Origin of the sequence: Streptomyces sp. NPDC004327 (assembly GCF_042873935.1) — a bacterium.
Lineage (GTDB): Bacteria > Actinomycetota > Actinomycetes > Streptomycetales > Streptomycetaceae > Streptomyces.
Genome location: NZ_JBIAME010000013.1, coordinates 92057 through 115747, shown reverse-complemented (window position 1 = coordinate 115747; position 23691 = coordinate 92057). Strand labels below are relative to the sequence as shown.

Sequence of the window (23691 nt, the reverse complement as noted above, 5' to 3'; positions counted from 1 at the left end):
TGGCCCTTTCCTACTTTCCGTTGTCTTCGTCGGTGACGGTGCCGTCCTTGATGTACCGGGCGAGGTTGAGCTCGGGGGCGTTGAACTTCTCCCGGACTTCCTCGCCCCACAGGACGGACTGAGTGCCTTCCCATTTCACGAGGCCGGGGTTGATGCCGAGCTTGAACCCGCCGGGCAGCGGCTTGCCCTCCCGGTAGGGCAGGAAGTCCAGCGGCGAGGGCCCGTTCGCGGCGTAGACGACGCAGTCGGACAGGATCGCGATCGGGTACTGGCCGGTGAACGCGGCGTGCTTGACGATCTTGCGGTGGAGGTTGATCCGGGTGCGGGAGATGACCGCCGCGCGGATGTCCGGCCGCCACGTCGGGCGGGACAGGGCGCGCCATGGTTCGCCCGGACGCCAGCCCTCGGCCCGGGGCCGCTCGCGCAGCTTGCCCAGGCCGCCCTTGACCGTCGCCTTGATGGCCGAGACGACGATCGCCAGCTCCGGGTCGCGGTCCTTGTAGCCGTCCATCGCCGCGAGGAAGTCCTCGGGGGCGAGGTCGGCGTCGACGCCGAGGTCGGCCATCGTGGCGAGGTAGGCGTCACGCAGCCGGGTGTACCAGCCGTCCAGGTAGCGGCCGGTCTCGTACCGGACCCACGCCTCGATGGGGCGGACCTCGTAGCCGAGTTCCGCCGCGTAGGCGACGGTGGGCGTCGAGTACCAGGCCGGGCCGGTCGGGTGCTCGCCCGTCGGTGTGAACGGGGAGGGCAGCAGGCAGCCGTCCAGGTTCACCCACTGCTTGCCGGCCTTCACGCGGGACAGGTCGACGTGGGAGAGGTCGACCAGCCAGGAGCCGGGCAGCTTCGGGTCGAACGCCGGGTTCTTGACGTGCGTCGCCTCGCCCAGGCCGACGATCAGGCCGTTGGCGCCGGCGGCGAAGGCCATGTTGACGTCGATGCCGACGAGGTGGCGCAGGGTGCACTCGGCGTCGGTCATCGGCCGGGCCCAGTCGTACGCCTCCTCGAACAGCTTCTCCTCCGGTCCGCGGACGTGGAAGCGCGGCAGGTCCTTGAGGACGGGGTGGCCGTCGGGGACCTCGCACGGCGGGAAGTTCATCGGGTCGATGGCGTCCTTGCCCAGGCTGCCGGGGTTGCGCACGGAGTGCCGCTTGCCGTCGGCGTCCGGCTCGGAGGCCCGGGTCGGCGGGTGCAGCGCGGTCATCAGCTCCAGGCCGGTCACCGCGGTCGAACCGCGCGGCGTCATCACACGGGAGGCGTACACACCCAGGACGCGGGCGAGTTCCGCCGGCGGAAGCTGACCGGCAGTACCCCAGAACCGGGTGTCCAGCGCGTTCCACGACGGAATGCACAGCTGCACGCAGGCCCGCTCCGACCCGGTCGCGGGGCGGTAGATCCGCGCCCACGGGCCGAAGCCGCGCTTGGTCAGCTTCCACTCCGCGCGCGCCAGCTGCTTGATGACCTTGTGGCCCTCCGGCAGACGGCCGGCGGTCCGCTCCTCCTGCGTGAGCGTGACGGGCAGGCCGTAGCGCTGGCACGCGGCCTCGGTGAGCACGATCAGCGGGTCGGCGTCCTTGCCCGGACCCGACAGCCTCGGAGCCCCGAGCTTGGCCTCGCGCAGCGTCCAGTCGACCAGGGCCGGGATGCTCTTGGCGGGCACGTCCAGGACCAGACCGCCGGTGCAGTACGCCAGCACCTTCCCGTCGGTGTCGACATCGACGACCGCGAGCGGCCCGTTCTCGAACCGCGGATCGCTACCGCCCGCCGGGGGGGTTCCGGCCGGGGCCGCCTTCTTCACACCCGGACGGCGCGACATCGACGACAGCCTGATGGTGCGCGCCGGACGCGGCGCCGCCGCCGGAGCACCGGCAACGGCAGCGGGGGCGGGGGCGACGGGAGCAGGGGCGGGGGTCTGGGTGTTCTCGGTTGCCGTCATGACCGCAGCCTCGGGCGCCTGGCCTGTGGCCAGAGTCCGGGCTTCCGGCGCCGGGGGCACGGGACCGGCGATCGTGGCCGGTACCGCCGTGTCCTCCTCCGCCGCGCGGGTGTTGGCCGGGGCGGGGTAGAGCTTCGCGAGCCCGTCGAGGAGTCGCGCGTACGCGTCGCGCTCCGGCGGGCGGGGCTCCGTCTTGCCGGACTCCCAGCCGGACACCGTCGCCCGGCGCACCTTCAGCGCGGTGGCCACCTCATCGATCGTCAGGCCATGCGCGGCACGCAGCCGCTTGCGCTCCGCCGGCGGCGGCAGCGCGGCACGGGACGCGAGCAGCGCATCGACCGCATCGAACAGCTCAGACATGGAACACCTCCCGAGCAACACCCTACCCCGTGAAACGTACATTTCGCGTATGTTTACCGTACGAACCGCGTACACATCGCGTACGCGCCGGAGGCGTCCCGGACGGCGACTTCGACCGCCTTCATCGCGGCGAAGCACGCGGTCTCGTAGTCGCCCAGGTCGAAGTTGGTGGCACGGTGCCTTCGAGGGCCGGGTGGAGCGGACCGGACAGACGTTGGTGGGCTTCGAACCACGTGATGCCCTCGGGATCCTTCGCCAGGTCTCGGCCGTCGCGGGAGAGCTGACGGGAGGCTTCCGACTGGCTCGGCACCTGGGACAGCAGCGCGTGTGCCTCCAGCCAGGCCCAGGCATCGAAGAGGCGGTCGAGGAGCACCTCGATGGCCGGCTCGCCCTGGAACGCCTGGCGGGCCGAGCCCATCGTTCCTCGGTACTGGAGGAAGTCGGTGCGGGCGGCGAGGTGCTTCAGAAGGCCCCCGCGTCGACGACGTCCTCGCCCTCCGCCCCTGATGCCCCGAGTTTCGCTCTGCTCACGCGGTCCTGCCCAGCGGCGCCGCCTGCACGACCGCGGCCACCGTCCCCGCTTCCCTCGCCGCGCGCTCCGCACGAGCTGAAGGGTTCATGGGGCGAGGTCGAGGACCCCCACAGGTTCGCCCTTCCAGCGCTCTGGGGTAGTGGTCGCGATGATCGCACCGTCAGGCCGGTCCGGGGTGGGCTGGGCCGCGTGCTGGGCGTGGGCCTGGGCCCAGGTGGCCTGCTGCGCAACGGCGAGGACGGCCGGGAGGTCGAGGTCCAGGACCGTGATGCCGGGCAGCGCCGCCAAATGCTCGGCAGTACCGGGTCGGGCGCGGTCGGCTTCGACGAGCGCGCAGGCCGGTGCGTAGAGATACCAGCCGGCTTCGGCGTGGGCGCGGTGGATAAGGCGGGAGGCGAGGACGTTGCCGGTGCCGGCAGCGGTCATCGCGGTCTCGTCAAGGACGATGTGCATAGGCTCGGTCATGGGCGCTGCACCTGGGCGAGGCGGCGGTCGAGTTCGTCGTCCAGGGCGGCATCTTCGCCAGCCGTGGGGTTGTAGCCGGTCCAGGCGTGCAGAGCTGCCTTGGCCTGGTCGGCTCGTTCGGCTCGTTCAGCCGGGGTCAGGACGGTCTCGGCGAGACGGGCGAGGTAGGCACGCAGGGACAGGCCCTCGGCGGCGGCGACGGCGGCCAGGCGATCGCGGGCTTCCTCGGGGATTCTCACGTTGGCATCGGACATCACAGTGCTCCTTCCCACAGGATCAAGGATACGGGTACGTACCCGTACCCGTCACGTATCGAGGGAGAACGAGTCAGTTAGTGGGAGGCCGTACCGCGCTGGTGCTCGCCGAAGCCGAGCGCCAGCAGGTCCTCGCCGAGCGGCTGCCCATCTGGAGACAAGGGGCGGTGCCGCAGGCACGGCCGGTCGTGGTCGTCGTCGCCGGCCAGCCCGGCGCGGGCAAGACGAAGATCGCCAAGACCTGACGTGCATGATCACGGGCGGAGGAGTCATGCCGCGCGCACCCCTCCCCGCGTCCCGCCTTGGCGAGCTCGCGCAGCTCGACCCGGGCCGCCGGCCCCGCCCCCGACGCCGCCCACCAGGGATGCCACCACAGCGCCACGGACAGCCGTCCCCTCATGGCGAACGAGATCTACACCAAACTTCGATGACACACGCTCAAGGTTCGATGGGGAGCCAGCGGAACTCAGTAGCTCTTCGAGGCTGACTCTGCATACCTTCGGCCGCATGGCTGACGACTGCTTCGGGCATCCACGACTCGCCGCGATCTACGATCCGCTCGACCCCGACCGCAGCGATCTCGATGCCTACCTCCGGATGACGGAAGAACTCGGGGCGCGCCAAGTTCTGGACATCGGCTGCGGCACGGGGGTGTTCGCACTTCTCCTGGCCGACCGCGGGGTCGGTGTCGTCGGCATCGACCCCGCCCAGGCATCCGTCGACGTCGCCCGGGCCAAACCGGGCAGCGAGCGAGTGCGCTGGATCTGCGGTGACGCCACAGCCCTCCCACCGCTGCAGGTCGACCTCGCGACGATGACAGCGAACGTCGCCCAGGCCATCGCAGATCCCGACACCTGGCAGAAGACACTGCGGGGAGCCAACGAGACACTACGGCCCGGCGGACACCTGGTCTTCGAGACCCGCGATCCGGCCAGACGCGCCTGGGAAGAGTGGACCCGCGAAAACTCCTACCGCGTGACCGAGATCCCGTGCGTCGGCTCCGTCGAGAGCTGGGTCCAGCTGATTGACGTGAGCTGGCCCCTGGTGACCTTCCGCTGGACCTACACCTTCGCCGCGGACGGACAGGTGCTCACCTCGGACTCAACCCTGCGCTTCCGAGAGCGCGAAGAGGTCGAGACAGACCTGGTCGCCCACGGCTACAAGGTGCAAGACGTTCGCGATGCGCCCGACCGGCCAGGCAAAGAGTTCGTCTTCCTCGCACGACGCTCCTGATCTCTGGTGATCCACGCCACTCAAACCTTTGATGGCACCGGACAGCACGCCCCGTAAGCGTCGCCAGCCCCACCTCTGGAGGCGGAGCCGACGCCAGTTGGGGCAACCCAAGTACGAGGCTGTAGCCCCCAGGGGGCTACAGCATCAGCCAGCTCCACACATCGGCCCCAGGGGCCTTGGCGAGACCACCGAGGAACGCGAGAGCGGCGACGCCGACGATCTTCATCACGAGCCGCGCCGCTCTCACGGAGATGGAGCGATGTGCTCGCCCGGTGACTGTCGACAATCTCGTCGTGATCGCCTCGGTGCTCGACACGACCCCCGCGGTGCTGCTGTCGCGCATCCGCCCGTGCAACGTCTGCAGTGGCGTATCCAGGACGGCGAACATGCGCTCCATCAGTCCGAGGTCGCGCTTGCGCTGACTGAGCATCGGCTCGGCAACCTCCGAGAAGACGCCTGATAGGTGGTCCCGGTCAGCCGAAGTCGTCTATCCATAGGATATTTTGACTGGCTTCCACCTCAACCCGACTATCCAGGAAGCATGAAGGGAGAACCCCATGAGCATCACCAGGACCGCACGTAGGACGCGGGCCAAGATCGCCGCGTCCATCGCGGCCCTGGCCGCGGGCTCACTCATACTCACCGCCTGCAGCGGAGGCAGCGGTGGCAGCGCCAGCAAGCTCGACGGTACCTACTACATCAAGGACGTCAACGGCACCTCCGATCTCGGCCAGCTGGTCGTCAAGGGCAACAATGTCTCGCATCATGAGTACGAGTGCGACGGCGTCTACGAGGAGCCGGACGTGACCAGCACCGGCGAGTTCAACACAGATCAGTCCCAGATCATCTGGACGGTCGCCGGAGATGACCCCCGCAACGAGCGGACCGGGAGCGAGTCCATCTCAACCAGCGACACCTCGATCAGTATCAGCGGTAGCGTGTACGTACGTGACAACTCCGATGCCGGCAAGGCTCTGCTTGACGGCTTCAAGACCAAGTGCGAGAAGTAACGTCGACGCCCTGCTCAGCCGGCCAAGCAGCACAGAACCCCGTGGGCATCGCGTCCACGGGGTTTGGTTTTCCGCGGCTCCTCCTCGGCCCCTTCCCCACCCGGTGGCTGATCACCCCTGAGGGGTCGGCCGGGACGTCGGCAGCCCCAGCAGCACCGCCCGCCCGACGCCGCCGACTCGATCTGGCCCCATCGCCACATCACCGCGGCTTTCCAAGGTCATTACTGATCTCCTCGCAACCGGACTCGTACGTGAACAGGGCCGCAGGCAGGTCGTGCTTGATCGCGGCGGAGCGCAGGAGATCCAGAATGAGCGTGGAGGTGCCCATGGCGGGGCGGCCGGCGACGTGATGTGCCTGTCCTTGAGCGGGGAGAGCCGGGCGACGTCCTCGTCCTTGATGTCGTAGCCCTCGGCGCGCAGCTGTGCGACGGCGGCGTCGAGGTATCGGGTGTTCCACAGGACGACGGTGTTGAGGACAGATCTCAGTGAGTCCTCAGTGGACCCGCTCCGCGTGGCTCACTGTCTCTCGTTTAGTAGGACCCTGCCATGGACATCGCAAGTGACAAGGAGGGGGAATGTCAGCATGGGACGTTACAACGGCCTTAAGCAGTGCCTTCAGTGCAGTCGTGGTGACTGCGGCCTGCGGCTATGCCGCGGCCCAGGTGAAGGAAGCCCGGCGTGCGCGCTCGTTTCAGTCGCTTGTCACGCTGCACAAGGAGTACCACGCGCCCGAACTGCGGAAGTTCCGGCGCCGTATCCGCAACGGCGAGGTGTCCGACCTTGAAGCGCTGGTCCGGGAGGATCGTGAGAGCTTGGAGGACTTGCTGCAGAAGCTGGAGCTCGTAGCGATACTCGTCAGCCGTGGGTTGGTGCGACGTCAGGATGCGATTGACCTGTTCCCAAGCATCCCAGCGGTTATCTCGAAGCTTCGGCCGTACATAGACAGCCGCCGCACCACGCAGCCTACCTATGCGCTGAACGCCCTCGCTCTTGCTTCTAGCTACCCGTGACGTCGCCTGAGGAGACGACACTTCGCCGCTTGGCTACGCAGGCGTAACGCGAGAACGGTTGGCGCCGAGTTCGGGCAACAGATGTTGATCAAGCGGGTTCAGACTGTTGTCGAGTTCTGAGAACGGCTCGCTGAGATACGGCGTTGTCAGTGGGTTCTGCCACTGTGTGCTTCGTGGAGGAACTGGTGGAGCGTGTCGACTGTCAAGATCGTGTCCTGGGGGTGGTCACCCGTCGGCAGGCCATCCGGGAGGGCTGGCTGCATCGAATCGCCTCGACTGTGTGTCGTGATGAGCGTGGTCGGATCCTCGTCCATCGGCGGTCGGAGCAGCTGTCGCGCTTCCCCGGGCTCTATGAGGTCATGGTCGGTGGCGCCGTGGGTGTCGGCGAATCCTTTGAGCAGGCTGCCGGGCGGGAGCTGGCCGAAGAGCTGGGCATCCGTGGCCTGCCGCGCTTGCTGTTCACGTTCATCAACCGCAGCGGCCTGAGCCCTCACTGGCTCGGCGTGCATGAAGCCGTGGTGCCGGATGCTGTGACCCGCGATTCCGATGAGGTCGTCTGGCATGGCTGGCTGACCGAGTCCGAGATTCACTCGGCCCTGTTGGAGTGGGGCTTCACTCCCGACAGCCACGAGGCCTTCAGCCGGTATCTTGCGTTCCGGACCGCGCAGTCCTGACCGCACGCAGCGACAGGCCGGCCTTGGGGTCACGGCGGATCGCCGCGTACAGATCGACCTTGGACTTCGGCAGCACCCGGGCCCCCCTCGTGTGCAGAGCACAACCATGGTCCCGAAGCAAGAACCCAGCCCGGGAGATCATCTTCCGGACGCCTTCCGGAGCCCAGGGCAGCCCCCGGTCCGCTCCGTGCTGCTGGACCAGGAGCATCCCGTGGGAGGAGCCGCGCGGGTACTCGCCCGTGAGGTAGTCGAAGTAGGCGTGGATCATCGCCGGGCTGACCCTCTTGATGAGCCCGCCCCGGATGGTGCCGTCCGTCAGTTCCCAGGGCCGCTTCGTCTTCGCCCTGGCGCCGTTGGGCAGGCCCTCGCGATGACACACGTGGACGTGCGGAGTGCGGCACTCGCCGCAGTCGGCCCCTTTCCGCAGGTGGAGGTCGCACAGGTGCAGCCCGCACAGTTCTCCGACGCGGAACCCTCCGTCGCTGAGCCAGTCGACGACCAGCCGGTCCCGGGCCGAGTTCACCGCGGGCAGCAGCAGCCCGCGGGCGCCATCCGGCAGCATCTTCGGATGCCGGCGGCGGATCCTGCGCGGTGCCAGCGGGTTGGCCGCCATGTCCTTCGTGATGTGGCCGAGCAGGGCGCGGTCCCGGTCCTGCCGGGTCGGCATCCGCCTCTTGTCGAGCGTCGCGGCCAGCTCGATGTTGATGCCCAGCTCGGCCTGCCGCAGGTAGAAGCCCTTCAGGCACGACGCCGCCGAGGACAGCGCACTGTTGCCGTACGGACGCTTGCCCACCCGCCACGGCGACCTCAGCGGGGCGGCGACCTTCGCCCCGACCGCGCCCATGTACCGCTCCAGATCCCGGAAGCCGACGTTCTCCGGGGCCAGTCCCTCGTGCTCCAGCCACCGCAGATGGTCGACGAGCAGGTACGCGTACGGCCGGTCCGATCCAGTGCCCGCGTACTGCGACAGGAACCGCTCGGCCCCCACATGTACGCCACCAGCCGGCTGGACGATCGTGTGCGACCGCCGTCCATCCCGATGGATGATCTCCTGCACCCTGAGCTGACCAATTGACAGCCTGCGTGCCACGTTGCCTCCGTACCGACCTGCCTGGACATGGCGAACACCACGACGCCGGTCGGCAAACGAGCACGGGATGTTCGTGGTCACAGGCACCACGAACATCCCGAACACCTACAACGCAGGCTGGAAAAGCGTACGAGACAGCGGTGGGGCGCCGACGTTGACGGCGGCCTGGATCGCGCCGAGGGTGCGGGCGACGTCGAGGAGCCGGTACGCCTGCGCGCGGGAGATGCCGAACTCCGCGGCGCAGTACGACTCCCACGAGGGATGGCCCAGGGGCAGCCAGATCCGGGCGGCGTGCGCGTCACGGACCCGGGCGGCGAGGACCGCGACGGAGCGCCGGACATCGTCCATCGCCTCGTGCAGTCCGGCCGTCATCGCGCGGGCCCGCACCACGTCCAGCGGCGCCGGGACCGGATCGGCCGCGTCACCCTGGACCTGGTCGTGCTCGCCCATACCTCCATCGTCCCCCTGAACACAGCAGACCAGGCCAGGAACAGGGGGTGATGCAGGTCTGCTGTCCTCTGACACGCGATCTTGACCGATTGACAAGTGATCTTGACCGACGGCGAGAAGCAGAACGCCTCGCCGTACCTGATGGCCGTGCAGACTGGCCGGTCCCATGGCTGGCTCCTGGGCTGCGAAGATCGGCGGATGGTGCTCATAGGTGAGTTCTTCCTTGCAAGCGACGACGAGTCCGCCCTGGGGGTGGGTCCTCGCCGTAGCCACGACTTCCCCGCCGTACCCTGCGACGGCATCTACCCAGATGACGCGGTCTGGAGGTGGGAAGCTCAACTGGCGGGCACCGAGAGCACACTTCGACATGTGGTGCCAATGGCCAATGACGGATTCACCGTCTTCGCCGTCCCGGAGCCGCTGTGCACTGCTCTGGTCTGCGCAGGAGCAGAGCAGCTCCGCGTCGCAGCTCGCCTCTGGGCCAAGGCCGTCTCCGAACCGGGCGATGAGATCTCACCGGCCGACGCGACAGAGCTCCTCAAGCGTGTGTCAGCCCTGGCCGGCAACCGTACGGACAAGCGCCTCAACCTCTACTGCTGGTACTTCGCGCCCTGATCTCACCGCGTCGACTGTCGCAGTAGTGGCTGATACCGGCCCCTGCCTGACTCCCAGCACCGATCAAGATCACCTGTCAGAAGGCTCCCACGCCTGCCGCGGCCCGTGGTAAGTCCCTCACCGTCACACAGCAAGCCCGCTCACCAGGTAAAACAGCCCATGAGCCTCACAGATCAGCGCTCACCGCCCCGTGCGTGGTGAGCGCCGCCAGCCCCACTCACCACGAGGCGTGCCACGGCCCCTCGCCCACGCGTGGGCCGCCCGCGGAGCGCCAGGACGTGCGGGTGGCCCCGGCCTGGTGGTGGCCGGGGCACACGGGGCGGGGCGCGGGGTCGGGCGCTGATGCCGACGGAGGAGATGTACCACGCTTCCAATGCCCTCTCACGAGCGGTTTGGCGTCTGGAAAACGCCCGGCGGGCGTAGGACAGGGACACTCGGATGCAGCAGCTCCGGGGGTACGTAGGCGAGTTCGTCGAGCAGGACGACCGGCCCGCCCGCTCCCGCGCCACGGCGCCCTTCGTGTGCAGGTGGGTCAGGATGGTCATGACGGTGGTGTACGCGAGGTCGGCCGCCGAGCCGCTCCTGGCCGGCCGGCCGTGACCGGCCCTTCGGTCGCCCGCAGCGTGGCCAGCGCCAGCGTCTCCAGCTCGCCCTGCCCGCGCTGTCGCGCGGAACACCCGGCATCCTGCCGAAGTCCGCCTCATCGCCCTCGTGCTGACGCGGCACCCGGCGTCCGACCGGTGTTGGCTGGGAGGGCGCCTGCCGGGCCCGGGCGGCGTGTCTCCTGTCCTCGGCCGCTGGGGTGGAACCGCCTGCGCGTCGGCGCATTGTGCGGCATCGTGCCCGGTCGGCCGGGGGACCCTCGGATGGTGAACCGTCCTGGCTGGTCCGCGCCCCGCCGTCTGTATGTGCTTGTGCTGCTTGTCTGCCTCTGTCTGCCCGTGACGGGAAGGGCCGACGCCGTCGAGGACGCCCCGACGGACTGCCGAGCCAGCCAGCTCGAGACGGCCAAGGTCACGGCACTGGCTGAGTTCAAGCACCGCGGCAACGACTTCAGCATGGTCACGAGCACCATGGACATCAGCGTGCCCGCCGGTTGGACTCACGCCTCCGACCTGCTTCTGGACGCCCATTCGCCGGCCTACCGGTCTGCGCTGGCGTGCCTGGTGGGCAAGCCGCCCTCTCAAAATCAGATCGACTTCCGTGATTACGAGTGGCGGTTCAAGCCGGTGATGGTGAAGGCCGACGGCCAGAGGGTCAAGGTTCACTACGAGGCTGTCACGTGGGTCCAGTTCAGCTCCTTTGACGCTGTCGGCCCCTGGGCGGTGACGGTGTCGAAGGAGAACTGGCGTATCGCGTTGCGTCCTTCTCCTGCCCTGAAGGGCGCCGATTGGGACAGGGTGCAGGTGGACCTGGGCGGGCGGGGCGCCCTGACGGCCACCCCTCGGCCGGCCTTCGGCGAAGGTGGAACGAAGTTGAACTGGCGGCACAAAGAGCCGGACCAGAATCCCACGGTCACTTTCCGCCCGCCCACGGTGCAGTATTGGGATTTCATCACGACCTCGCCGGAGGAGACCTGGCAGTTCTGGGAGACGTGGGGCATCTATAGCGCCTCGGCAGCGTTCTGGTACGTCGCCTCAGGTGCGTTGTTGCTCGTGGGGGGTCGCCGGCTGAGGCGCAGTCTCGCCGCTACGACGACGTCGGAAGAGTCGGGAGCGCTGCGCTATCTGCGGTGGTGGGCGTTCCTTTTGATGTTCCTGGGTGTGCTCGCCTATCTGGACGACAACGTGTACTGGTGGTTCCAGCATCTGGTGGGCTGGTATCACGACTACGAATATACGGTCGCGGTGTTCGTCCTGGCGTTCCTCGGGCCTGTGCTGTGTCTGTTCGGCAGCCGGTCGAAGCGCCTTCTGTTCAGTTGCGGCGGAGTCGTCCTGGGCGTACTCGGCTGGTACGTGGTGTCGGAGATTTTTGATTTCACCTTGCTCCCTACAGCCGACCGGTACCTGTCCGCTCCGGGCTGGACCGTGGCAGCGGTGGCCTGCACCGCGCTGACGGCTGTGTGCTGGATCGGTGTGATCGCAGCGGGGCAGCGGATGCTGCTGATCAGAGAGACTCGGATCCCCACTCGCGTGTTGGTCGCTGCCGCCCTTGCGGCAGCGACGGCGACCGTCCTGTGGGCCTACCTCGCCTTTGACCGCTACTGGGAGCGAATCAGCTGGCTCGCCGACCCCCACTCGTCGCCTGTTTTTCAACGGGTGTGGGTGGAAGAGCTCGATTCATGGTGGTTGAGCTTCCCGGCAACGCTTCTGGATCCGCTGCTGCTCATCATCAGCGTCCTGGCGCCGCTTCCCGCGCTGGGCGTCTTGCGGGTATGCCGGGTCGAACAGCACGAGCAGGGGGCGTTCACGCCCGCGCCTTCGGAGAAGTTCCTGCTGGTGGCCATTTTCGCCATTACCTTCGCACCGGACGCAAGGTACTTCGGCTTCTCCGGGTACGCGCTCACCTTGGTGCTGAGTCTGTGCACGGCCTGGGGAGTACTCGTCCTGGGCTCGCACTTCTCCGTGCTGGAGCAGCGCTTCGCCGACAACGCGCCGCTGGGAAGGACGATCTCGCTGACCGACAGGGCCGACGTGCTGCGCCTGGCGCGCCGGTTCAGGGAGCTCCAAACCCGTCTGAGTCGGCTCAGTACGTCGAACCTGGAGGAGCGTTCCGCCGAGCGGCAGTCGATCGAGGCCGAGATCGACCGGCTGGACCAGGCGTTGCCGGCAGGAGTGAGACCCGCCGACCTTCCCTTCGCCTGTGGCCCGATGGCCACGTGGTGGGGCAATGCTCGCAGGGGTGCAGTCAACGCGTGTCTCATCGGCCTGCCCGCGACCGGCCTGCTGTACTGGGTCGACTCTGTGAAGGGCTACTCCTGGACGGTGGGGGCGCAGGATGCGGCAGGGTTTGTCTGGATCGTGTTCGAGATCCTCTTGTGGCAGGTGTGGTGGCTCGTGGGGGGTTTCTTCCTCGGGGCGCTGTGGCGTGATCTGCCAGGCCGTCACGGTCCGACGAAGGCAGTCTTCGTCACGCTCGCGTTCGCCATCCCGGCAACGGCTGATTTCCTCATCGTCCAAGCCATCGGCGGGAGCGTGCCCCAGGTGATCGGCGAGATCGCCGCATTCGGCTCGGTGACGACGTGCACGGGCCTGATGATGGATCTGCAGACCTTCCAAAACGAGCGCCGCTACTGGCCGACCAATGCCAGTCTCGTCGCTTACGTCTACCAGATGCGCTTCGCCACGATTGCGTTCTTCCTGGCACAGCTGCTTGCGCTCGTCACCCTCTGGAAGACCTTCGCAGACGTCAGCACATCGTCGCCCAACCGGTAGCCCCATGATCTTCTTGAACAGCCCCGCAATGGGGTTCCCTCCTGATGATGGCTGCGGCCAGTTGCCGTCGGTCGGTGCAGTGGTGAAGGCGCCGAGACCGTCGCTGCCGCGGTTCGTGGTCGATGCGGCCGGCCGGGGGATCGAGCGGGTGAGCCGGTACCTGCGAGATCTTGCTCTGGGTGACGCGAGCGCTCTGACGGGCAGGAGCTATGGGTACGGCTGGCTTCGTTCACGTGAAGTGGTTCTGGCACGACTTCCGTGAAGCGGTCACGATTAGTGATCGGTGGGCGTTTCGAGTGCTTGGAGGATCTGTCGCACTTCCTGGCGCCACTGGTCGGCGTCGGCGCTGTCCACCCAGTCGGTTGCCATTTCTGATCCGCCCTGGAGAACCCGATGTAGTGCGAGTCTCGCCGACGCGCGAAGGGAGGCTGGCAGTGTGGGCAGCGGTTTCCTGGGGCCGTCGTCCGGGTCAATCACGATGGGGCTGTCCGGGATGGTGCTGGCGACGAGGGCCCCAGCGGCAATGGCTTCGGCCCCGTCTCCGCCATCGACGCGTTCTCCCGAGTCGGTGACTCGCTGGAATGCCCGCCCCAGCACGTCAATGACCTGCTGGTGGGTGAGCCCCTCAAGTCCATCGACGAAGTCTGCGGCGAGGTCGCTGTCGAACGGGCCGGTTCCCCACGTTCCCATGCATGGCTCCTGATATGGCTGTCTCGGACGAAGACATGGTTCCAGGAGCCACTGACATCGGTCACGGGGCGAGGAGGACCCGCTTGCGGAGCAGTGCGAAGCCAGCGCGACCGAACATCTGGCGCTTGAGCATCTTGATCCGGTTGACGTGTCCTTCGACGACTCCGGAGTTCCAGGGCAGGGTCAGGCCGGCGATGACTGCGTTGCGGTCTCGGTCGATGCCCGCCGCGAGAGTGTGGAGGCTGGGAAGGTCGTCCTGGGCGCGGTCGCGCCGGGGAAAGCGCCCGGCTTGCGGATCAGTGCCTCCAGGTAGTCGTCCAGCTCCAGCCGACAGCTGCCCTTGGCGATCAGCCGCTCATGCCGGGCCACCTCCACGTTCCTGTCGTAGACCACCAGGTCAGAGGCGTGCAGCAGCGACGCCCCGAACCGTTACTCAGGGCTACACGCCACCTGGCCGTAGCTCTACGAGAGCAGGGCCTCCGAGCTTGAACAGTTCGTCAGGTAGTTCGATGGCCACGGCCGGATCGTATGACTCGACACTGACAAGGCCCGAGCGCCGGGCCGGTCAGTCGAGGATGCCGAGGTCGGGGCCGGCGCAGCAGATCTCGCAGGCCCGGGTCTGGCCGTCGGTGAGGACCTGGAGGGCCTGCTCGCGGGTGAGGGCCTGGGTGTGGCCGCTGGCCATCCGGCAGTCGCCGTGGTGGACGGAGTCGGGGACAGGGCGGCCGCCGACTCGCAGGTATTACAGCACCCACTCGGGCGGCTCGCGCCGGGCGCGAACCGGCTCCGCGGCGGCCTCTTCCCTTGCGCGATCTCGGCGTCGACGTCGGCGATGGTGTAGCCGAGCCAGGCCCGCAGCGTGCGGAGGCGGGTCAGAGGTCAGCCGGAGGCGGGCGCCGAGAGCGCCTCGATCGCGGCCACGACTCGTGCGCGGGCGGCCGCTCCATACACGGCCATGCTCCGCAGCTCCTCGAACGCCTTCTCGTACAGGGTGATCTCGCTGGGCTGGGTGATGTTCACCTGGGCCGTGAGCAGTTCGACCGAGACGAGGGTGTCGTCGTAGATGTGGAAGACCTCCTGGGGCCAAAGGAGCCGGCCTGGGGTGTCCATCGGGATGATGCCGAGGGAGACGGCGGGCAGGGCGCCGGCGGTGAGAAGGCGCCCGAGCTGAGCGGCCATGTCGTCGCTGCTGCCGAGCTGGTACCGGAGTGCGGCCTCCTCGATGACGAAGGCGAATCGGTGGCCGGCACGGTGGATGATCTGTGAGCGTTCGGCCCGAGCGGCGGCGGCCGCCGCCGAGTCGTCGGGCAGGTCGAGGACCCGGGCGGCGCCGGTTAGGAGGGCGTGGGTGTAGCCCTCGGTCTGGAGGAGGCCGGGAATTGCGGTCGGGGAGTAGACCCGGAACAGGGATGTGGCCCGGTACAGGGTGAGGTAGCTGTCCTGGAGCTGGCGCAACCCGGCGCGGGCCTTCTTTCGCCACTCCTGGTACAGGCTCTCGACGTCGCGGGAGAGCGCCACAAGGTCTGGGGTGCGATTCTCGGCGCCGGTGTGGCGGCACCAGGCGACGATGTCGGTGGTGGAGGGCGGGGTCTTGGCGTTCTCGATGCGGCTGACCTTGGAGTGGCTCCAGCCGCAGCGGGTGGCCAAGTCGACGAGCGTCAGCCCCGCGTCCTGGCGCAGCTCGCGCAGCTGGCGCGCGACGCCCTCGCGGGCGGTCTGCGCCGAGGACGACGGGGAGACGGGCATACGGCGCTCCTGCTAGCGGATCTTGTACTGGGCGTGCGGAATGGCGTGCTCCCACACGGCTTCGACCGCGTCGGCGTATGCCTTCACGAGGTCGGGCTCGGTGTGCAGTTCCATGGCCGGGTTTCCCCACTCCCCGGATCCGGTGAAGTGGTTGGCGAGTAGCTGCTCTTCGTCGAAGACCCAGCCGTCGACCACGGGGAGGAGGAGCCCGAGGGTGTGGTGCCGGGGCAGCCATCGCACCTCTTCGCCCGCGGCGGTGTTGACGACGGTGCCGGCGTGCTCGTACCGGATGTAGTCGCTGACCGGCTCGGACACGATCCTGACGCGGCGCATGCTGACGCCGCGGGCGGTCGCGGACCGGACCATCTCGACCCAGGGGGCCCAGTAGTCCGAGGCGGGGTCGGCGTCGCGCTCGCCGGTCTCGAGCCAGTGCCGGTAGTCGTCGGCCTCGTCCGGGACGGCATAGACGTCGCGGAGCTCCAGGTGGATTGCCGAGCGGCGGGCGCCGGCGAGCAGCTCATCGAATCGCGGCTCGTTCTGCGGCATCGCACGCCTCCCTCAGGATCGACACCATGTGGGCGGGGATCCGGATCACCGTCTCGCCCGCCGGGATCTGCTTGTCGTGGCCGGGCGCGTTCTTCTCGACGCACTCGGTCCGGGTCGCCTCGTCGGCGGTGTAGCTCTGGAGCACGATGTCTCGGGTCTCTTCGTCGACCCAGGCGGTCGGGCTGCCGGTCTGTCCGGACTCCGGGTCCACGCCGATGAACTGTAGGGCCATGGTTCGCCTCCCTCGCAGGGGGTGTGCGCTGATGTGCACCAACCTGGCCCGCCGCCAACGGGGGGTCAAGAGCCGGGCTGACTGAGCGGCACGTCGGGTGAATCTGTGCACAGTGATGCACATCGCTGGTGTGCATGCACGCGCGCTCCCTACGGTCGTGCCGTCCCCGCTGTCCGGCTGACGGGAGCCTCGACATGATGACGATCAAGGTCTATCGGGTGCGTCCTGACGGAACAGCCGAAGCGGTGTCGTACGAGCGCTACGGCCAGCCGACGCAACGGCTGGCGACGAGTTCCCGCCGTAGATGCGCGGGCGGCTGGTGCGACTTCCACCGTGGGCCGTCTTCCACGGCGGCTTTGGTCGGCGGGAACCGTCATGCGTGCGCGCCGTGCCGCGAGCAACGCGGCCTCGCGGTCCAGGGCTACCAGTAGCCGCGACGCTGCGGCCCGCTGCAACTGCCCCTGCCACCCACGGTACCGAGACGAGGCCCTGCGATGATCCAGACCCGTATGCCGACGTACGCCCCGCCACCGGGCGCCAGCCGCCTCAGGCGCATCCGTGTCGTCCCTGGGTGGGTCAGGTCGAGGCGCGGGCGCTCCTGCCACCTTCTCCTCGCGCACGACCCGATCGAGTGGCGGGACGACGTCGGCGCCGTGCCGCGGGACATGCTGGGTGTCGCGGCCGGCCTCGGTCTCGTTCCGTCATTCCTGGAGTCCCGACACATGGTGCACCGCGGATATCTCGTCGACGGAACCGTGGTCCTCGACTACGGACACGAGCAGTTGGTCCTCCAGGGCCGCGTTGAACGCTGGTGGTACGACCTGGCCGCCGCCTGCGGGTACATCCGCCTGGCCGTGGGATTGGATCCCATCCCTGACGACGGCGGCACCGACACCGCGACCTTCATGGAGGCGAGCAAACTCCGCGGGCGCTTGTGGACCGGCATCACCACCCTGCGCATCGCGCTCCCGCAGGGACGCCGATGAGCGCCAAGTGGTGCGCCTACTGCGACAAGCCGATCATCGGCGAGGCCATCGACGTCACCGAGTACTCCGACCGCGGCGCCCACCCAGCGGTCTGGTGGCACGAGTTCGGCGCCCCGGAATGTGTCCGTGACCGCCCCGCTGCCCCGTCGCTCCTCGAGCCGCACATCGGCGGCAAGCGCGTGAACGGCGCGGCATACCGGCACGCGACCGGGCGCCGCACCCTCTGATCTCCTGCCCGTGGACGATGAGCGCCGGCCGTCCACGGGCAGGCCAGACGTCCCGGCCGGCCAACTCGCCAGGAACCCGGCCGGGACCCAGGTTCCGCAGGCCGCCCGCGATGTTGTAGCGGTCGTCCAAGGAGCGGGCCAGGCTCAAGGCCGCGTCCAGGTGCACGCGCGCTTGGGAGAGGTCTCGCGTCATCAGCGCGATGACGCCCAGCTGGCTGTGGGCTTCGGCGATGCGGTTGCGGTTGTTCTCGGTGGCTGCGAGTTCCAGGGCCTCCTCGTAGAGGGCTGAACTGGCGGGCAGGTCTGCCTGGGAGAAGCGCACCCGGGCGAGCAGGAGGAGGCTTGTCACGACGGCGTCGGGTCGGCTGCGGCGTCTGTCCGCGGCCAGCGCGGTGGCGGCGGACAGACGCCGCGTCGTCGTGACGGCCTTGGTCCAGGGCGATCCAGGCCAGCGAACGATGCGCGGTCGAGATGTCCTCCAGCGTGCCAAGTTCGGTGCTCAGCTCCGCGGCTCGGCCGAAGCGGGCGAGGGCTTCGTCGATCTCGCCCTCCCCTTCCATGAGTTTGCCCAGGAGATTGAGGGTGGCGGCGATAGCGGGGCGCTCTCCCGTCTCCTCCTTGAGACTCAGCGCCTGTTCGGCCAGACGACGCGCTTCCGCGGTGTCGCCGCGCTTCCATGCGACCACGCTCAACTCGTGGAGGGAGTGGGCGACTCCGCTTTTGTCGCCGGTCTCTTTGTAGGCGAGCAGGGCCTTGCGGTGATAGGCGTTGGCTCCTTCCAGATCTCCGCGGTCCGTGGCGAGGATGCCCAGCTCGTGGTAGTGCAGGGCTTCTTCAACGAGCGGGTGCCGAGCCGCTGTTGAGGGAGCATCAGCATGAACCGATACAGGCCCGTCACGCGACGTGATCAAGGAATCACGGAACATTAGGTGTCGTGGATGGTCAGTCAAGCGGGCGGAATGACCGTTGCCGTGCACGTAAACGCACAGCGGGTAAGCCGTGGGGGCGAAGTTCCCGGTTTTCCTTGCATTCCCGCCGGGGAGCCCGTCATATGGAGGCAGCACACCTCGGTGTCGCCCTTCCATCCGGAAGAGGCCGGCCCCCGTGCCGAAAATAGGGGGACGTGCCAGCCCGTTCCCGCCCGGCCTGAGGTAGAGACCGGGCGGGAACGGGGCACCCCCAACAGGGAAGACGACCGTAACGCGGAGCACTGACAACACCCCGCCCACCGCCCTATCCCCCACCACTGGGGGCATCTGCCGCACCGCCCAGAGGACCTGCCGGGCACGTCGACCTGCATCCGGACGGTGGAGTCGCACTCGGCGACCGCATCCAGGCACCCTGCAGCGAGCCTGGAGCGCTGGAAAATCACCTCACCCGTCTCACCGACGCGGGCGCGCTGGACGCCGGCTACCGGGTCGGCGCCGGCCCATGGAAGGGCGACCGTGGGCTCGTTGGGCGTCGGATCGACGGCGCTGCGATGCGGAGGGCGTTCGCTCCGGCACGTGGACCCGAGGGTGACCGCCCTACCGTACGCCCCTGACTCTGCGGGTCGCACGAACGTGGGCTGGGAAGCTTGCACGGATACACACCACGGGATAGGCCCACCCGGCGCCCAACCCACCAACACTCCGATCACGAACCCAGCCACACCGAAGTCATCGGCTACACCCGCGCCTGGACCCCACCAGCGGACCACGCCCCCCCTGGTGCACTCACCCACACCACCGCCCACTGCGGCACCGCCCACGGCAGTGGCCTGGGCGCCTACCGGTTGGAGTCCGCTGCCGCGTGAACTGCGGCCGCCAGACAACCCCGACTCGTTCAAGAGCCGAGCGTGTCTGCCAGCACGAACGCACTCCGCCGAGGAGCTGTACCGGGTCGCTCTCCTCCTGGCCCTGGCAGTAGGGCTTTTGGTGACGTCAGTGGTGGTCTACGTGACCCTGGTCCACCCGTCGGCGGCCGAGCCGCTGGCGGTGGGCGCAGCTGCCTTGGGCGCTCTGACCAGGGCCGGTGGCCTCATCGCCCGCATGCTCATGAGCAGCCCCCGAGCCACACTTCATATCCGGTCCGACGCGTGATCAAGGAAGGTGCGACGTACGCGCCGAGCGCGGTCAGCCAAGGTGACGTAGCGCGCGTGATCTATATCGCATGCGGCGTCTAACGATTGATTAGCACGCCTGGTGACCTGACGCCGACTACGGCACCTGGTCACCTGGCGCCCACTTTGGCAGTAATTCGCACATTGGAGCGGTAAATGCACACGGGGACGGAGTGAATCATTCCGCTCCCGATGAGAGGGCGCGAACTGTCCGGCGTGACGATCCGTGATCGCGGTAGCTCGCACCACTCCCTGCCGCCACCTTGGGGTGTCCGGCAGTTTGCCCAGATCAGGTCCATATTTAGCCATCTATCTAAGATCTAGAACGCTTGACTCCGCATCGCGCGGTGGCGTTAGGTAGCTCACCGACTGTGAACTTTGCGCAACGCAGGGGTGGGGATTGTGAAGAGACAGCAGGTGCTTCGGCGTGCCCGAAGTACCGTGGTCGCCCTTTCGGCTATGACCGTCGGGCTCGTGATGCCGGTTCCGGCAGCCCAAGCGGCCGCGCCGGCCATGGATTCGCCCGTGCTCGACGAGGCGCACCAGGCGCTCGAGCAGGCCAAGGAAACCGGCCAGCGCGTCGAGGTTCAGGGTGAGCGTGGCGAGCGGACCAGCGTGTTCGCGAACCCCGATGGATTCACCTTCACGCTGGAACAGCACTCGGTGCCGATCCGCGTCGCCAAGCCCGGCGGCGGCTGGCAGACCCCGGACGCCACGCTTGAGAAGCGCGCCGACGGCACCGTCGGTCCGAAGGCGGCCTCCGCCGACATGACCTTCTCCGGCGGCGCCGACAACACTCCGCTCGTCAAGATCGCCGATCAAGGGCGGTCAATGGAGCTGGACTGGAAGGGCGACCTTCCCGCGCCAGAGCTCGACGGAGCCAACGCGGTCTACCGCAACGTCCTGCCGGACGTCGACCTCAAGGTCACGGCCACCGTCGAGAGCTTCCAGCAGGTCCTCGTCGTCAAGACGCCTAAGGCCGCCGCCAACCCGGCCCTCAAGGAACTCACCTTCGACCTGAAGACGGACGGCCTCGCCATCCGCAAGGGCGCGGCCGGCAACCTCTCCGCCGTCGACGGCAATGGCAACACCGTCTTCCGCTCCCCGCCGGCCCGGATGTGGGACTCGGCCGGCAAGCCCGCAACCGAGCCCACCACCGACGCCGGCGCCGCCACGCAGCTCGTTCGGACCGCCCTCGCCGCGGACGACGTCCAGCCGACGCCCGGCGACCCGTCCGAGCAGGCAGCCTCCGGCACCGGCCTGGCACCCGGGCAGGGCGACAACGTCTCCCGAATGGACGTCAACGTCACCCACGACTCCCTGTCGGTCATCCCGGACGCGGACATGCTCACCAACACTGCGTCGGACGACTATCCCCTCTTCATCGACCCGACCGTCACCTGGGGCGAGTCCGAGCGTACGCTCCTCCGGTCCGACGGCTACGAGTCATATGGCTGGGGGAACGGCAGCGACGGCCAGGGGCAGGGCGCGGGCAAGTGCGGCTCGTGGAACGGCTACTACTGCGGCCCGGGCTACGTACAGAAGCTCTACTTCGAGTTCGCGCCGGACAGCCTGCGCGGCAAGAAGGTCCTGGATGCGACCTTCGCCCTCACCGAGCCCTGGGCCTTCCAGTGCGACCCGCGCTGGGTCGACCTGGTCCGGACGGACAACATCTCCTCCGCGACCACCTGGGCAAGCCGGCCCAAGGAGCTGGACTGGATGGTCGACCGGTACGTGTCCGCCGGCCGCGGATCGCTGTGCGACCCGAACTCCCCGGACGCGCCGATCGAGTTCAACGACAACCCTGACGAGACGAACGAGAACCTCACGCCGACGGTGCAGAGCTTCGCGGCGGGACAGTTCTCCCGGCTGACCCTTGAGGTCCGCGCCCACGACGAGACGGACGCGTCGGCCTGGAAGCGCTTCAAGAACGACGCCGTCCTCCGCGTCAGCTACGTCTCCTACCCGGCCACGCCGACGGCCGTCGGCATCGTGAGCGGCTCGTCGTCGGTGTGCAGCACTGATGTGAACAAGCCCTCCGTCGTCGATGATCCGACACCTGCGCTGACCTCGACGCCTCAGACCGCGTCGGGGGGCGAGGCAGGCGCCAAGTTGCACGCGTGGTTCCGCATCGAGGCGCTGGGCGCCGACGGCAAGACCTGGTCCGGCTCGGGAATCAGCAGCCCCACGGGGACGAACTTCGTGGGGGACAACATCAAGCAGACCGTGTCCTGGCCCACGGCGTTTCCCGTGGAAGAGGACGGGATCAAGCGACGCTTCGCGTCCTTGACCCAGGCGTTCTACGACAACGGCACTTACTCCCAGTCTTCGGGTTACAGCAACTGGTGCTACTTCACCGTGGACCGCACCCGGCCCAAGATGCCGAACATCCAGTTCGCCCCTCCGTACAAGCCATGTCTGGACGCCAACAACTGCCCGGCAGCCGGTGCGCCCGGCCTCGAGGCGGGCTTTACCTTCGGCCCTGCAGACGGAGACACCAACAACGCGTACTACGCGTACGACCTGACAGAAGTCGCCGAGGCTCCGAAATCCCCTGCCTGGACCCCGCTTAAGCCCGGTCAGACGAAGGCGACGTTCACGCCCACTGCTGCCGCCACGTACAAGCTGACGGTGCACGCGGTCGACACACTCAATCGAGTCGGCGCGGATAATGCTGTCGAGTTCAAGGTCGCTACCGGAGAGGCCCCGGTTGGCCGCTGGAACTTCACCGAGGGCTCGGGTGTCGCGCTGGACAGCGCCCCGACTGGTGGTGCCTCAGACGCCACTCTGGCCGGTGACGCGGTCCGCACCGACCGCGGTCGCCGGGGTCTCATCACCCATGACCAGAATGGTCCGCTGACTCCGCAGGTGGTGGACCAGGGCCTCAGCCTCAGCGGCGCCGGCTACGCGGCCACCGACGGCCCGGTCGTCCAGACCAGTTCCTCCTACACGGTTTCGGCTTGGGTGCGTCTGGAGGATGGCGCCGCCTACCACACTGTGCTTGGCCAGGACAGCAGCACGGCCGGCGCCAGCTGGTACAGCGCCTTCTACCTCAGCTACCGTCCGGACTCCAAGACCTGGGAGCTGCGCACGTCCCCGCAGGAGGGGACGAGCGGCGATATCAACAACCAGATCGTCCGTGCGAAGCGGCCAGCCGTCATCGGCGCGTGGACCCACCTGGCCGCTGTCTACGACTCCGCGGCCGGGCAGATCAAGCTGTACGTCAACGGCGAGTTCCAGGGCAGTCATGCCGTAGCTCCGTCGTGGTCGTCCAGCGGCAGGTTCCAGATCGGTCGCGTCTCCTACGACGGCGCGTACGTCGATCAGTGGAAGGGCCAGATCGACGAGGTGGCCGCGTGGCAGCGTGCCTTGTTCGACTCTGAGATCGCCGACGAGGCCCGGGCGACGTTGCCCGGTGGCTTCCAGGCGGCCGAGCTGGTGGCCGGCTGGTCCGGCGCCGGTGCCTCGGGCACAACGGTCACTGACAGCGCCTCCGGCTACGGCCGGTCGCTGGCGCTGTCCGGGGCGACCGCGTCGGGTGAGGAGCTTGTCTTCGACGGCGTCGACGACACGGCCACGACGGGCGCGGCTGGACTGCCGCAAGTCGACGACAGCGCATCCTTCACCGTGTCGACGAAGGTCAAGCTGGACCAGGACAAGATCAACGCAAAGGCCGTCGGCTACGTTGGCCAGGTCCTCGGACAGTGGACCGCGAACGGCGCCGGCTGGGGTCTGTGGTACGAGATCACCGGTACCAAGACGGTGACTGTCGAAGACCCCGAGACGCAGGAGCCCGTCGACGTAGTACGGCCGGTGGGCTACTGGTTCTTCGGTGTCCGTGATGCGAGCCGCACTCACCTGGTCCGATCCGACCGAGAGGCGGAGCTGGGTACGAATGTCCGCCTGACAGGCGTCTACGACGCCCAGGACGGCACCGTCTCGCTCCGGCTGGGTACCACCCTCAACGGTGTGCCGACCCAATACACGGACAAGCTCGGCACCAGTCAGTTCGCGATCGGCGCTCAGCCGGATGGGACGACGTCGAAGTACAACCTGCCGGCCCGCATCAGCGATGTGCGGGTCTGGGTGGGTGCCATGAACAACGCGACGCAGATCGAGACGGTGATCGGCTCCTGATCCGGCACTGGCCGGACACGGAGTGG

At 68.1% G+C, this 23691-nt stretch carries 24 protein-coding genes and 3 pseudogenes; 11 read left to right on the top strand and 16 right to left on the bottom strand.

Annotated elements, in window-relative coordinates; genetic code table 11:
- Nucleotides 1-10 precede the first annotated feature (10 nt).
- The 4 genes from tap to ACFYU9_RS35495 all read right to left on the bottom strand — a co-directional run bounded on the left by tap (nucleotide 11) and on the right by ACFYU9_RS35495 (nucleotide 3544).
- Entirely contained in the window at nucleotides 11-2293 is a 2283-nt protein-coding gene (gene tap / locus ACFYU9_RS35510) for a telomere-associated protein Tap (protein ID WP_389347735.1), read from the bottom strand.
- Between the two features lie 121 nt (nucleotides 2294-2414).
- The gene (locus ACFYU9_RS35505) at nucleotides 2415-2711 is read right to left on the bottom strand and encodes a hypothetical protein (RefSeq protein WP_389347732.1); all 297 of its coding nucleotides are present in this window, start codon (nucleotides 2709-2711) and stop codon (nucleotides 2415-2417) included.
- 198 nt (nucleotides 2712-2909) lie between these two features.
- A complete protein-coding gene (locus ACFYU9_RS35500) occupies nucleotides 2910-3290 on the bottom strand; it encodes a hypothetical protein (RefSeq protein WP_389347730.1) in 381 nt (126 codons plus the stop codon).
- Nucleotides 3287-3544, bottom strand: coding sequence for a hypothetical protein (locus tag ACFYU9_RS35495; RefSeq protein WP_389347728.1), 258 nt, complete (start codon nucleotides 3542-3544; stop codon nucleotides 3287-3289). The genes ACFYU9_RS35500 and ACFYU9_RS35495 overlap by 4 nt, the downstream gene beginning before the upstream one ends.
- Before the next feature lie 80 nt (nucleotides 3545-3624).
- Here ACFYU9_RS35495 and ACFYU9_RS35490 point away from each other — a divergent pair, with 80 nt between their 5' ends.
- Both ACFYU9_RS35490 and ACFYU9_RS35485 read left to right on the top strand, forming a co-directional pair.
- Nucleotides 3625-3789, top strand: coding sequence for a zeta toxin family protein (locus tag ACFYU9_RS35490; protein WP_389347726.1), 165 nt, complete (start codon nucleotides 3625-3627; stop codon nucleotides 3787-3789).
- Nucleotides 3790-4051: 262 nt separating this feature from the next.
- Complete coding sequence (locus ACFYU9_RS35485; protein WP_389347724.1) at nucleotides 4052-4777, top strand: class I SAM-dependent methyltransferase; 726 nt, start codon at nucleotides 4052-4054, stop codon at nucleotides 4775-4777.
- Between the two features lie 136 nt (nucleotides 4778-4913).
- Here ACFYU9_RS35485 and ACFYU9_RS35480 read toward each other — a convergent pair whose 3' ends face one another.
- A complete protein-coding gene (locus ACFYU9_RS35480; RefSeq protein WP_389347722.1) occupies nucleotides 4914-5207 on the bottom strand; it encodes a hypothetical protein in 294 nt (97 codons plus the stop codon).
- 127 nt (nucleotides 5208-5334) lie between these two features.
- On the opposite strand from ACFYU9_RS35480, the gene ACFYU9_RS35475 reads away from it, so the two are divergent.
- Nucleotides 5335-5787, top strand: a complete 453-nt coding sequence (locus tag ACFYU9_RS35475; protein WP_389347721.1) for a hypothetical protein — start codon at nucleotides 5335-5337, stop codon at nucleotides 5785-5787.
- Nucleotides 5788-6135: 348 nt separating this feature from the next.
- On the opposite strand, the pseudogene ACFYU9_RS35470 reads toward ACFYU9_RS35475, so the two are convergent.
- Nucleotides 6136-6276 (bottom strand): annotated as a pseudogene (locus tag ACFYU9_RS35470) (Tn3 family transposase); the annotation flags it as partial.
- A gap of 86 nt (nucleotides 6277-6362) precedes the next feature.
- Here ACFYU9_RS35470 and ACFYU9_RS35465 point away from each other — a divergent pair.
- Nucleotides 6363-6797 (top strand): hypothetical protein, encoded by a 435-nt coding sequence (locus tag ACFYU9_RS35465; protein ID WP_389347719.1) that lies wholly within the window; start codon nucleotides 6363-6365, stop codon nucleotides 6795-6797.
- 173 nt (nucleotides 6798-6970) lie between these two features.
- Complete coding sequence (locus tag ACFYU9_RS35460) at nucleotides 6971-7471, top strand: NUDIX domain-containing protein (RefSeq protein WP_389347717.1); 501 nt, start codon at nucleotides 6971-6973, stop codon at nucleotides 7469-7471.
- On the opposite strand, the gene ACFYU9_RS35455 is transcribed toward ACFYU9_RS35460, so the two are convergent.
- Nucleotides 7434-8459 (bottom strand): integrase, encoded by a 1026-nt coding sequence (locus ACFYU9_RS35455; protein WP_389347715.1) that lies wholly within the window; start codon nucleotides 8457-8459, stop codon nucleotides 7434-7436. The two genes, ACFYU9_RS35460 and ACFYU9_RS35455, sit on opposite strands and share 38 nt — an antisense overlap.
- A 207-nt stretch (nucleotides 8460-8666) precedes the next feature.
- Nucleotides 8667-9011 carry a hypothetical protein gene (locus tag ACFYU9_RS35450; RefSeq protein ID WP_389347713.1) on the bottom strand — a complete coding sequence of 115 codons (345 nt, stop codon included), beginning with the start codon at nucleotides 9009-9011 and terminating at the stop codon, nucleotides 8667-8669.
- 96 nt (nucleotides 9012-9107) lie between these two features.
- Here ACFYU9_RS35450 and ACFYU9_RS35445 point away from each other — a divergent pair, with 96 nt between their 5' ends.
- Entirely contained in the window at nucleotides 9108-9626 is a 519-nt protein-coding gene (locus ACFYU9_RS35445; RefSeq protein ID WP_389212266.1) for a hypothetical protein, read from the top strand.
- A 482-nt stretch (nucleotides 9627-10108) separates the two neighbouring features.
- Here ACFYU9_RS35445 and ACFYU9_RS35440 read toward each other — a convergent pair.
- Nucleotides 10109-10272 (bottom strand): annotated as a pseudogene (locus ACFYU9_RS35440) (BlaI/MecI/CopY family transcriptional regulator); the annotation flags it as partial.
- A 262-nt stretch (nucleotides 10273-10534) separates the two neighbouring features.
- On the opposite strand from ACFYU9_RS35440, the gene ACFYU9_RS35435 reads away from it, so the two are divergent.
- Nucleotides 10535-13000 (top strand): DUF6185 family protein, encoded by a 2466-nt coding sequence (locus ACFYU9_RS35435; RefSeq protein ID WP_389347710.1) that lies wholly within the window; start codon nucleotides 10535-10537, stop codon nucleotides 12998-13000.
- Between the two features lie 273 nt (nucleotides 13001-13273).
- Here ACFYU9_RS35435 and ACFYU9_RS35430 read toward each other — a convergent pair whose 3' ends face one another.
- From ACFYU9_RS35430 to ACFYU9_RS35405, 6 genes are all read right to left on the bottom strand, one after another.
- Nucleotides 13274-13690 carry a DUF4259 domain-containing protein gene (locus tag ACFYU9_RS35430; RefSeq protein ID WP_389347708.1) on the bottom strand — a complete coding sequence of 139 codons (417 nt, stop codon included), beginning with the start codon at nucleotides 13688-13690 and terminating at the stop codon, nucleotides 13274-13276.
- Between the two features lie 183 nt (nucleotides 13691-13873).
- Nucleotides 13874-14083, bottom strand: coding sequence for a hypothetical protein (locus ACFYU9_RS35425; RefSeq protein ID WP_389347706.1), 210 nt, complete (start codon nucleotides 14081-14083; stop codon nucleotides 13874-13876).
- 172 nt (nucleotides 14084-14255) lie between these two features.
- Nucleotides 14256-14429 (bottom strand): DUF6233 domain-containing protein, encoded by a 174-nt coding sequence (locus ACFYU9_RS35420; RefSeq protein ID WP_389347790.1) that lies wholly within the window; start codon nucleotides 14427-14429, stop codon nucleotides 14256-14258.
- Nucleotides 14430-14569: 140 nt separating this feature from the next.
- A complete protein-coding gene (locus ACFYU9_RS35415; protein ID WP_389347704.1) occupies nucleotides 14570-15436 on the bottom strand; it encodes a helix-turn-helix domain-containing protein in 867 nt (288 codons plus the stop codon).
- Between the two features lie 12 nt (nucleotides 15437-15448).
- The gene (locus ACFYU9_RS35410; RefSeq protein WP_389347701.1) at nucleotides 15449-15982 is read right to left on the bottom strand and encodes a DUF6879 family protein; all 534 of its coding nucleotides are present in this window, start codon (nucleotides 15980-15982) and stop codon (nucleotides 15449-15451) included.
- Nucleotides 15954-16214 (bottom strand): hypothetical protein, encoded by a 261-nt coding sequence (locus ACFYU9_RS35405; RefSeq protein ID WP_389347699.1) that lies wholly within the window; start codon nucleotides 16212-16214, stop codon nucleotides 15954-15956. Before ACFYU9_RS35405 ends, ACFYU9_RS35410 begins: the two co-directional genes overlap by 29 nt.
- Nucleotides 16215-16408: 194 nt before the next feature.
- Between ACFYU9_RS35405 and ACFYU9_RS35400 the strand changes: the two genes are divergently transcribed.
- The 3 genes from ACFYU9_RS35400 (at nucleotide 16409) to ACFYU9_RS35390 (ending at nucleotide 17427) form a co-directional block, all read left to right on the top strand.
- Complete coding sequence (locus ACFYU9_RS35400; RefSeq protein ID WP_389347697.1) at nucleotides 16409-16645, top strand: hypothetical protein; 237 nt, start codon at nucleotides 16409-16411, stop codon at nucleotides 16643-16645.
- A gap of 291 nt (nucleotides 16646-16936) precedes the next feature.
- Nucleotides 16937-17200 (top strand): hypothetical protein, encoded by a 264-nt coding sequence (locus ACFYU9_RS35395; RefSeq protein ID WP_389347695.1) that lies wholly within the window; start codon nucleotides 16937-16939, stop codon nucleotides 17198-17200.
- Nucleotides 17197-17427 carry a hypothetical protein gene (locus ACFYU9_RS35390; protein WP_389347796.1) on the top strand — a complete coding sequence of 77 codons (231 nt, stop codon included), beginning with the start codon at nucleotides 17197-17199 and terminating at the stop codon, nucleotides 17425-17427. The genes ACFYU9_RS35395 and ACFYU9_RS35390 overlap by 4 nt, the downstream gene beginning before the upstream one ends.
- A gap of 428 nt (nucleotides 17428-17855) precedes the next feature.
- On the opposite strand, the pseudogene ACFYU9_RS35385 reads toward ACFYU9_RS35390, so the two are convergent.
- Nucleotides 17856-18353: pseudogene (locus ACFYU9_RS35385) on the bottom strand (tetratricopeptide repeat protein); the annotation flags it as partial.
- Nucleotides 18354-19987: 1634 nt separating this feature from the next.
- Between ACFYU9_RS35385 and ACFYU9_RS35380 the strand changes: the two are divergent.
- Complete coding sequence (locus ACFYU9_RS35380; RefSeq protein ID WP_389347693.1) at nucleotides 19988-23665, top strand: LamG domain-containing protein; 3678 nt, start codon at nucleotides 19988-19990, stop codon at nucleotides 23663-23665.
- The last annotated feature ends 26 nt before the right edge of the window (nucleotides 23666-23691 follow it).

Bases quoted from the DNA above. Each gene is read 5' to 3' on its own strand.
- tap (WP_389347735.1), bottom strand. From the start codon at position 2,293: ATGTCTGAGCTGTTCGATGCGGTCGATGCGCTGCTCGCGTCCCGTGCC.
- ACFYU9_RS35505 (WP_389347732.1), bottom strand. From the start codon at position 2,711: ATGGGCTCGGCCCGCCAGGCGTTCCAGGGCGAGCCGGCCATCGAGGTG.
- ACFYU9_RS35500 (WP_389347730.1), bottom strand. From the start codon at position 3,290: ATGACCGAGCCTATGCACATCGTCCTTGACGAGACCGCGATGACCGCT.
- ACFYU9_RS35495 (WP_389347728.1), bottom strand. From the start codon at position 3,544: ATGTCCGATGCCAACGTGAGAATCCCCGAGGAAGCCCGCGATCGCCTG.
- ACFYU9_RS35485 (WP_389347724.1), top strand. From the start codon at position 4,052: ATGGCTGACGACTGCTTCGGGCATCCACGACTCGCCGCGATCTACGAT.
- ACFYU9_RS35480 (WP_389347722.1), bottom strand. From the start codon at position 5,207: ATGCTCAGTCAGCGCAAGCGCGACCTCGGACTGATGGAGCGCATGTTC.
- ACFYU9_RS35475 (WP_389347721.1), top strand. From the start codon at position 5,335: ATGAGCATCACCAGGACCGCACGTAGGACGCGGGCCAAGATCGCCGCG.
- ACFYU9_RS35465 (WP_389347719.1), top strand. From the start codon at position 6,363: ATGTCAGCATGGGACGTTACAACGGCCTTAAGCAGTGCCTTCAGTGCA.
- ACFYU9_RS35450 (WP_389347713.1), bottom strand. From the start codon at position 9,011: ATGGGCGAGCACGACCAGGTCCAGGGTGACGCGGCCGATCCGGTCCCG.
- ACFYU9_RS35430 (WP_389347708.1), bottom strand. From the start codon at position 13,690: ATGGGAACGTGGGGAACCGGCCCGTTCGACAGCGACCTCGCCGCAGAC.
- ACFYU9_RS35415 (WP_389347704.1), bottom strand. From the start codon at position 15,436: ATGCCCGTCTCCCCGTCGTCCTCGGCGCAGACCGCCCGCGAGGGCGTC.
- ACFYU9_RS35410 (WP_389347701.1), bottom strand. From the start codon at position 15,982: ATGCCGCAGAACGAGCCGCGATTCGATGAGCTGCTCGCCGGCGCCCGC.
- ACFYU9_RS35405 (WP_389347699.1), bottom strand. From the start codon at position 16,214: ATGGCCCTACAGTTCATCGGCGTGGACCCGGAGTCCGGACAGACCGGC.
- ACFYU9_RS35400 (WP_389347697.1), top strand. From the start codon at position 16,409: ATGATGACGATCAAGGTCTATCGGGTGCGTCCTGACGGAACAGCCGAA.
- ACFYU9_RS35395 (WP_389347695.1), top strand. From the start codon at position 16,937: ATGGTGCACCGCGGATATCTCGTCGACGGAACCGTGGTCCTCGACTAC.
- ACFYU9_RS35390 (WP_389347796.1), top strand. From the start codon at position 17,197: ATGAGCGCCAAGTGGTGCGCCTACTGCGACAAGCCGATCATCGGCGAG.
- ACFYU9_RS35380 (WP_389347693.1), top strand. From the start codon at position 19,988: ATGACCGTCGGGCTCGTGATGCCGGTTCCGGCAGCCCAAGCGGCCGCG.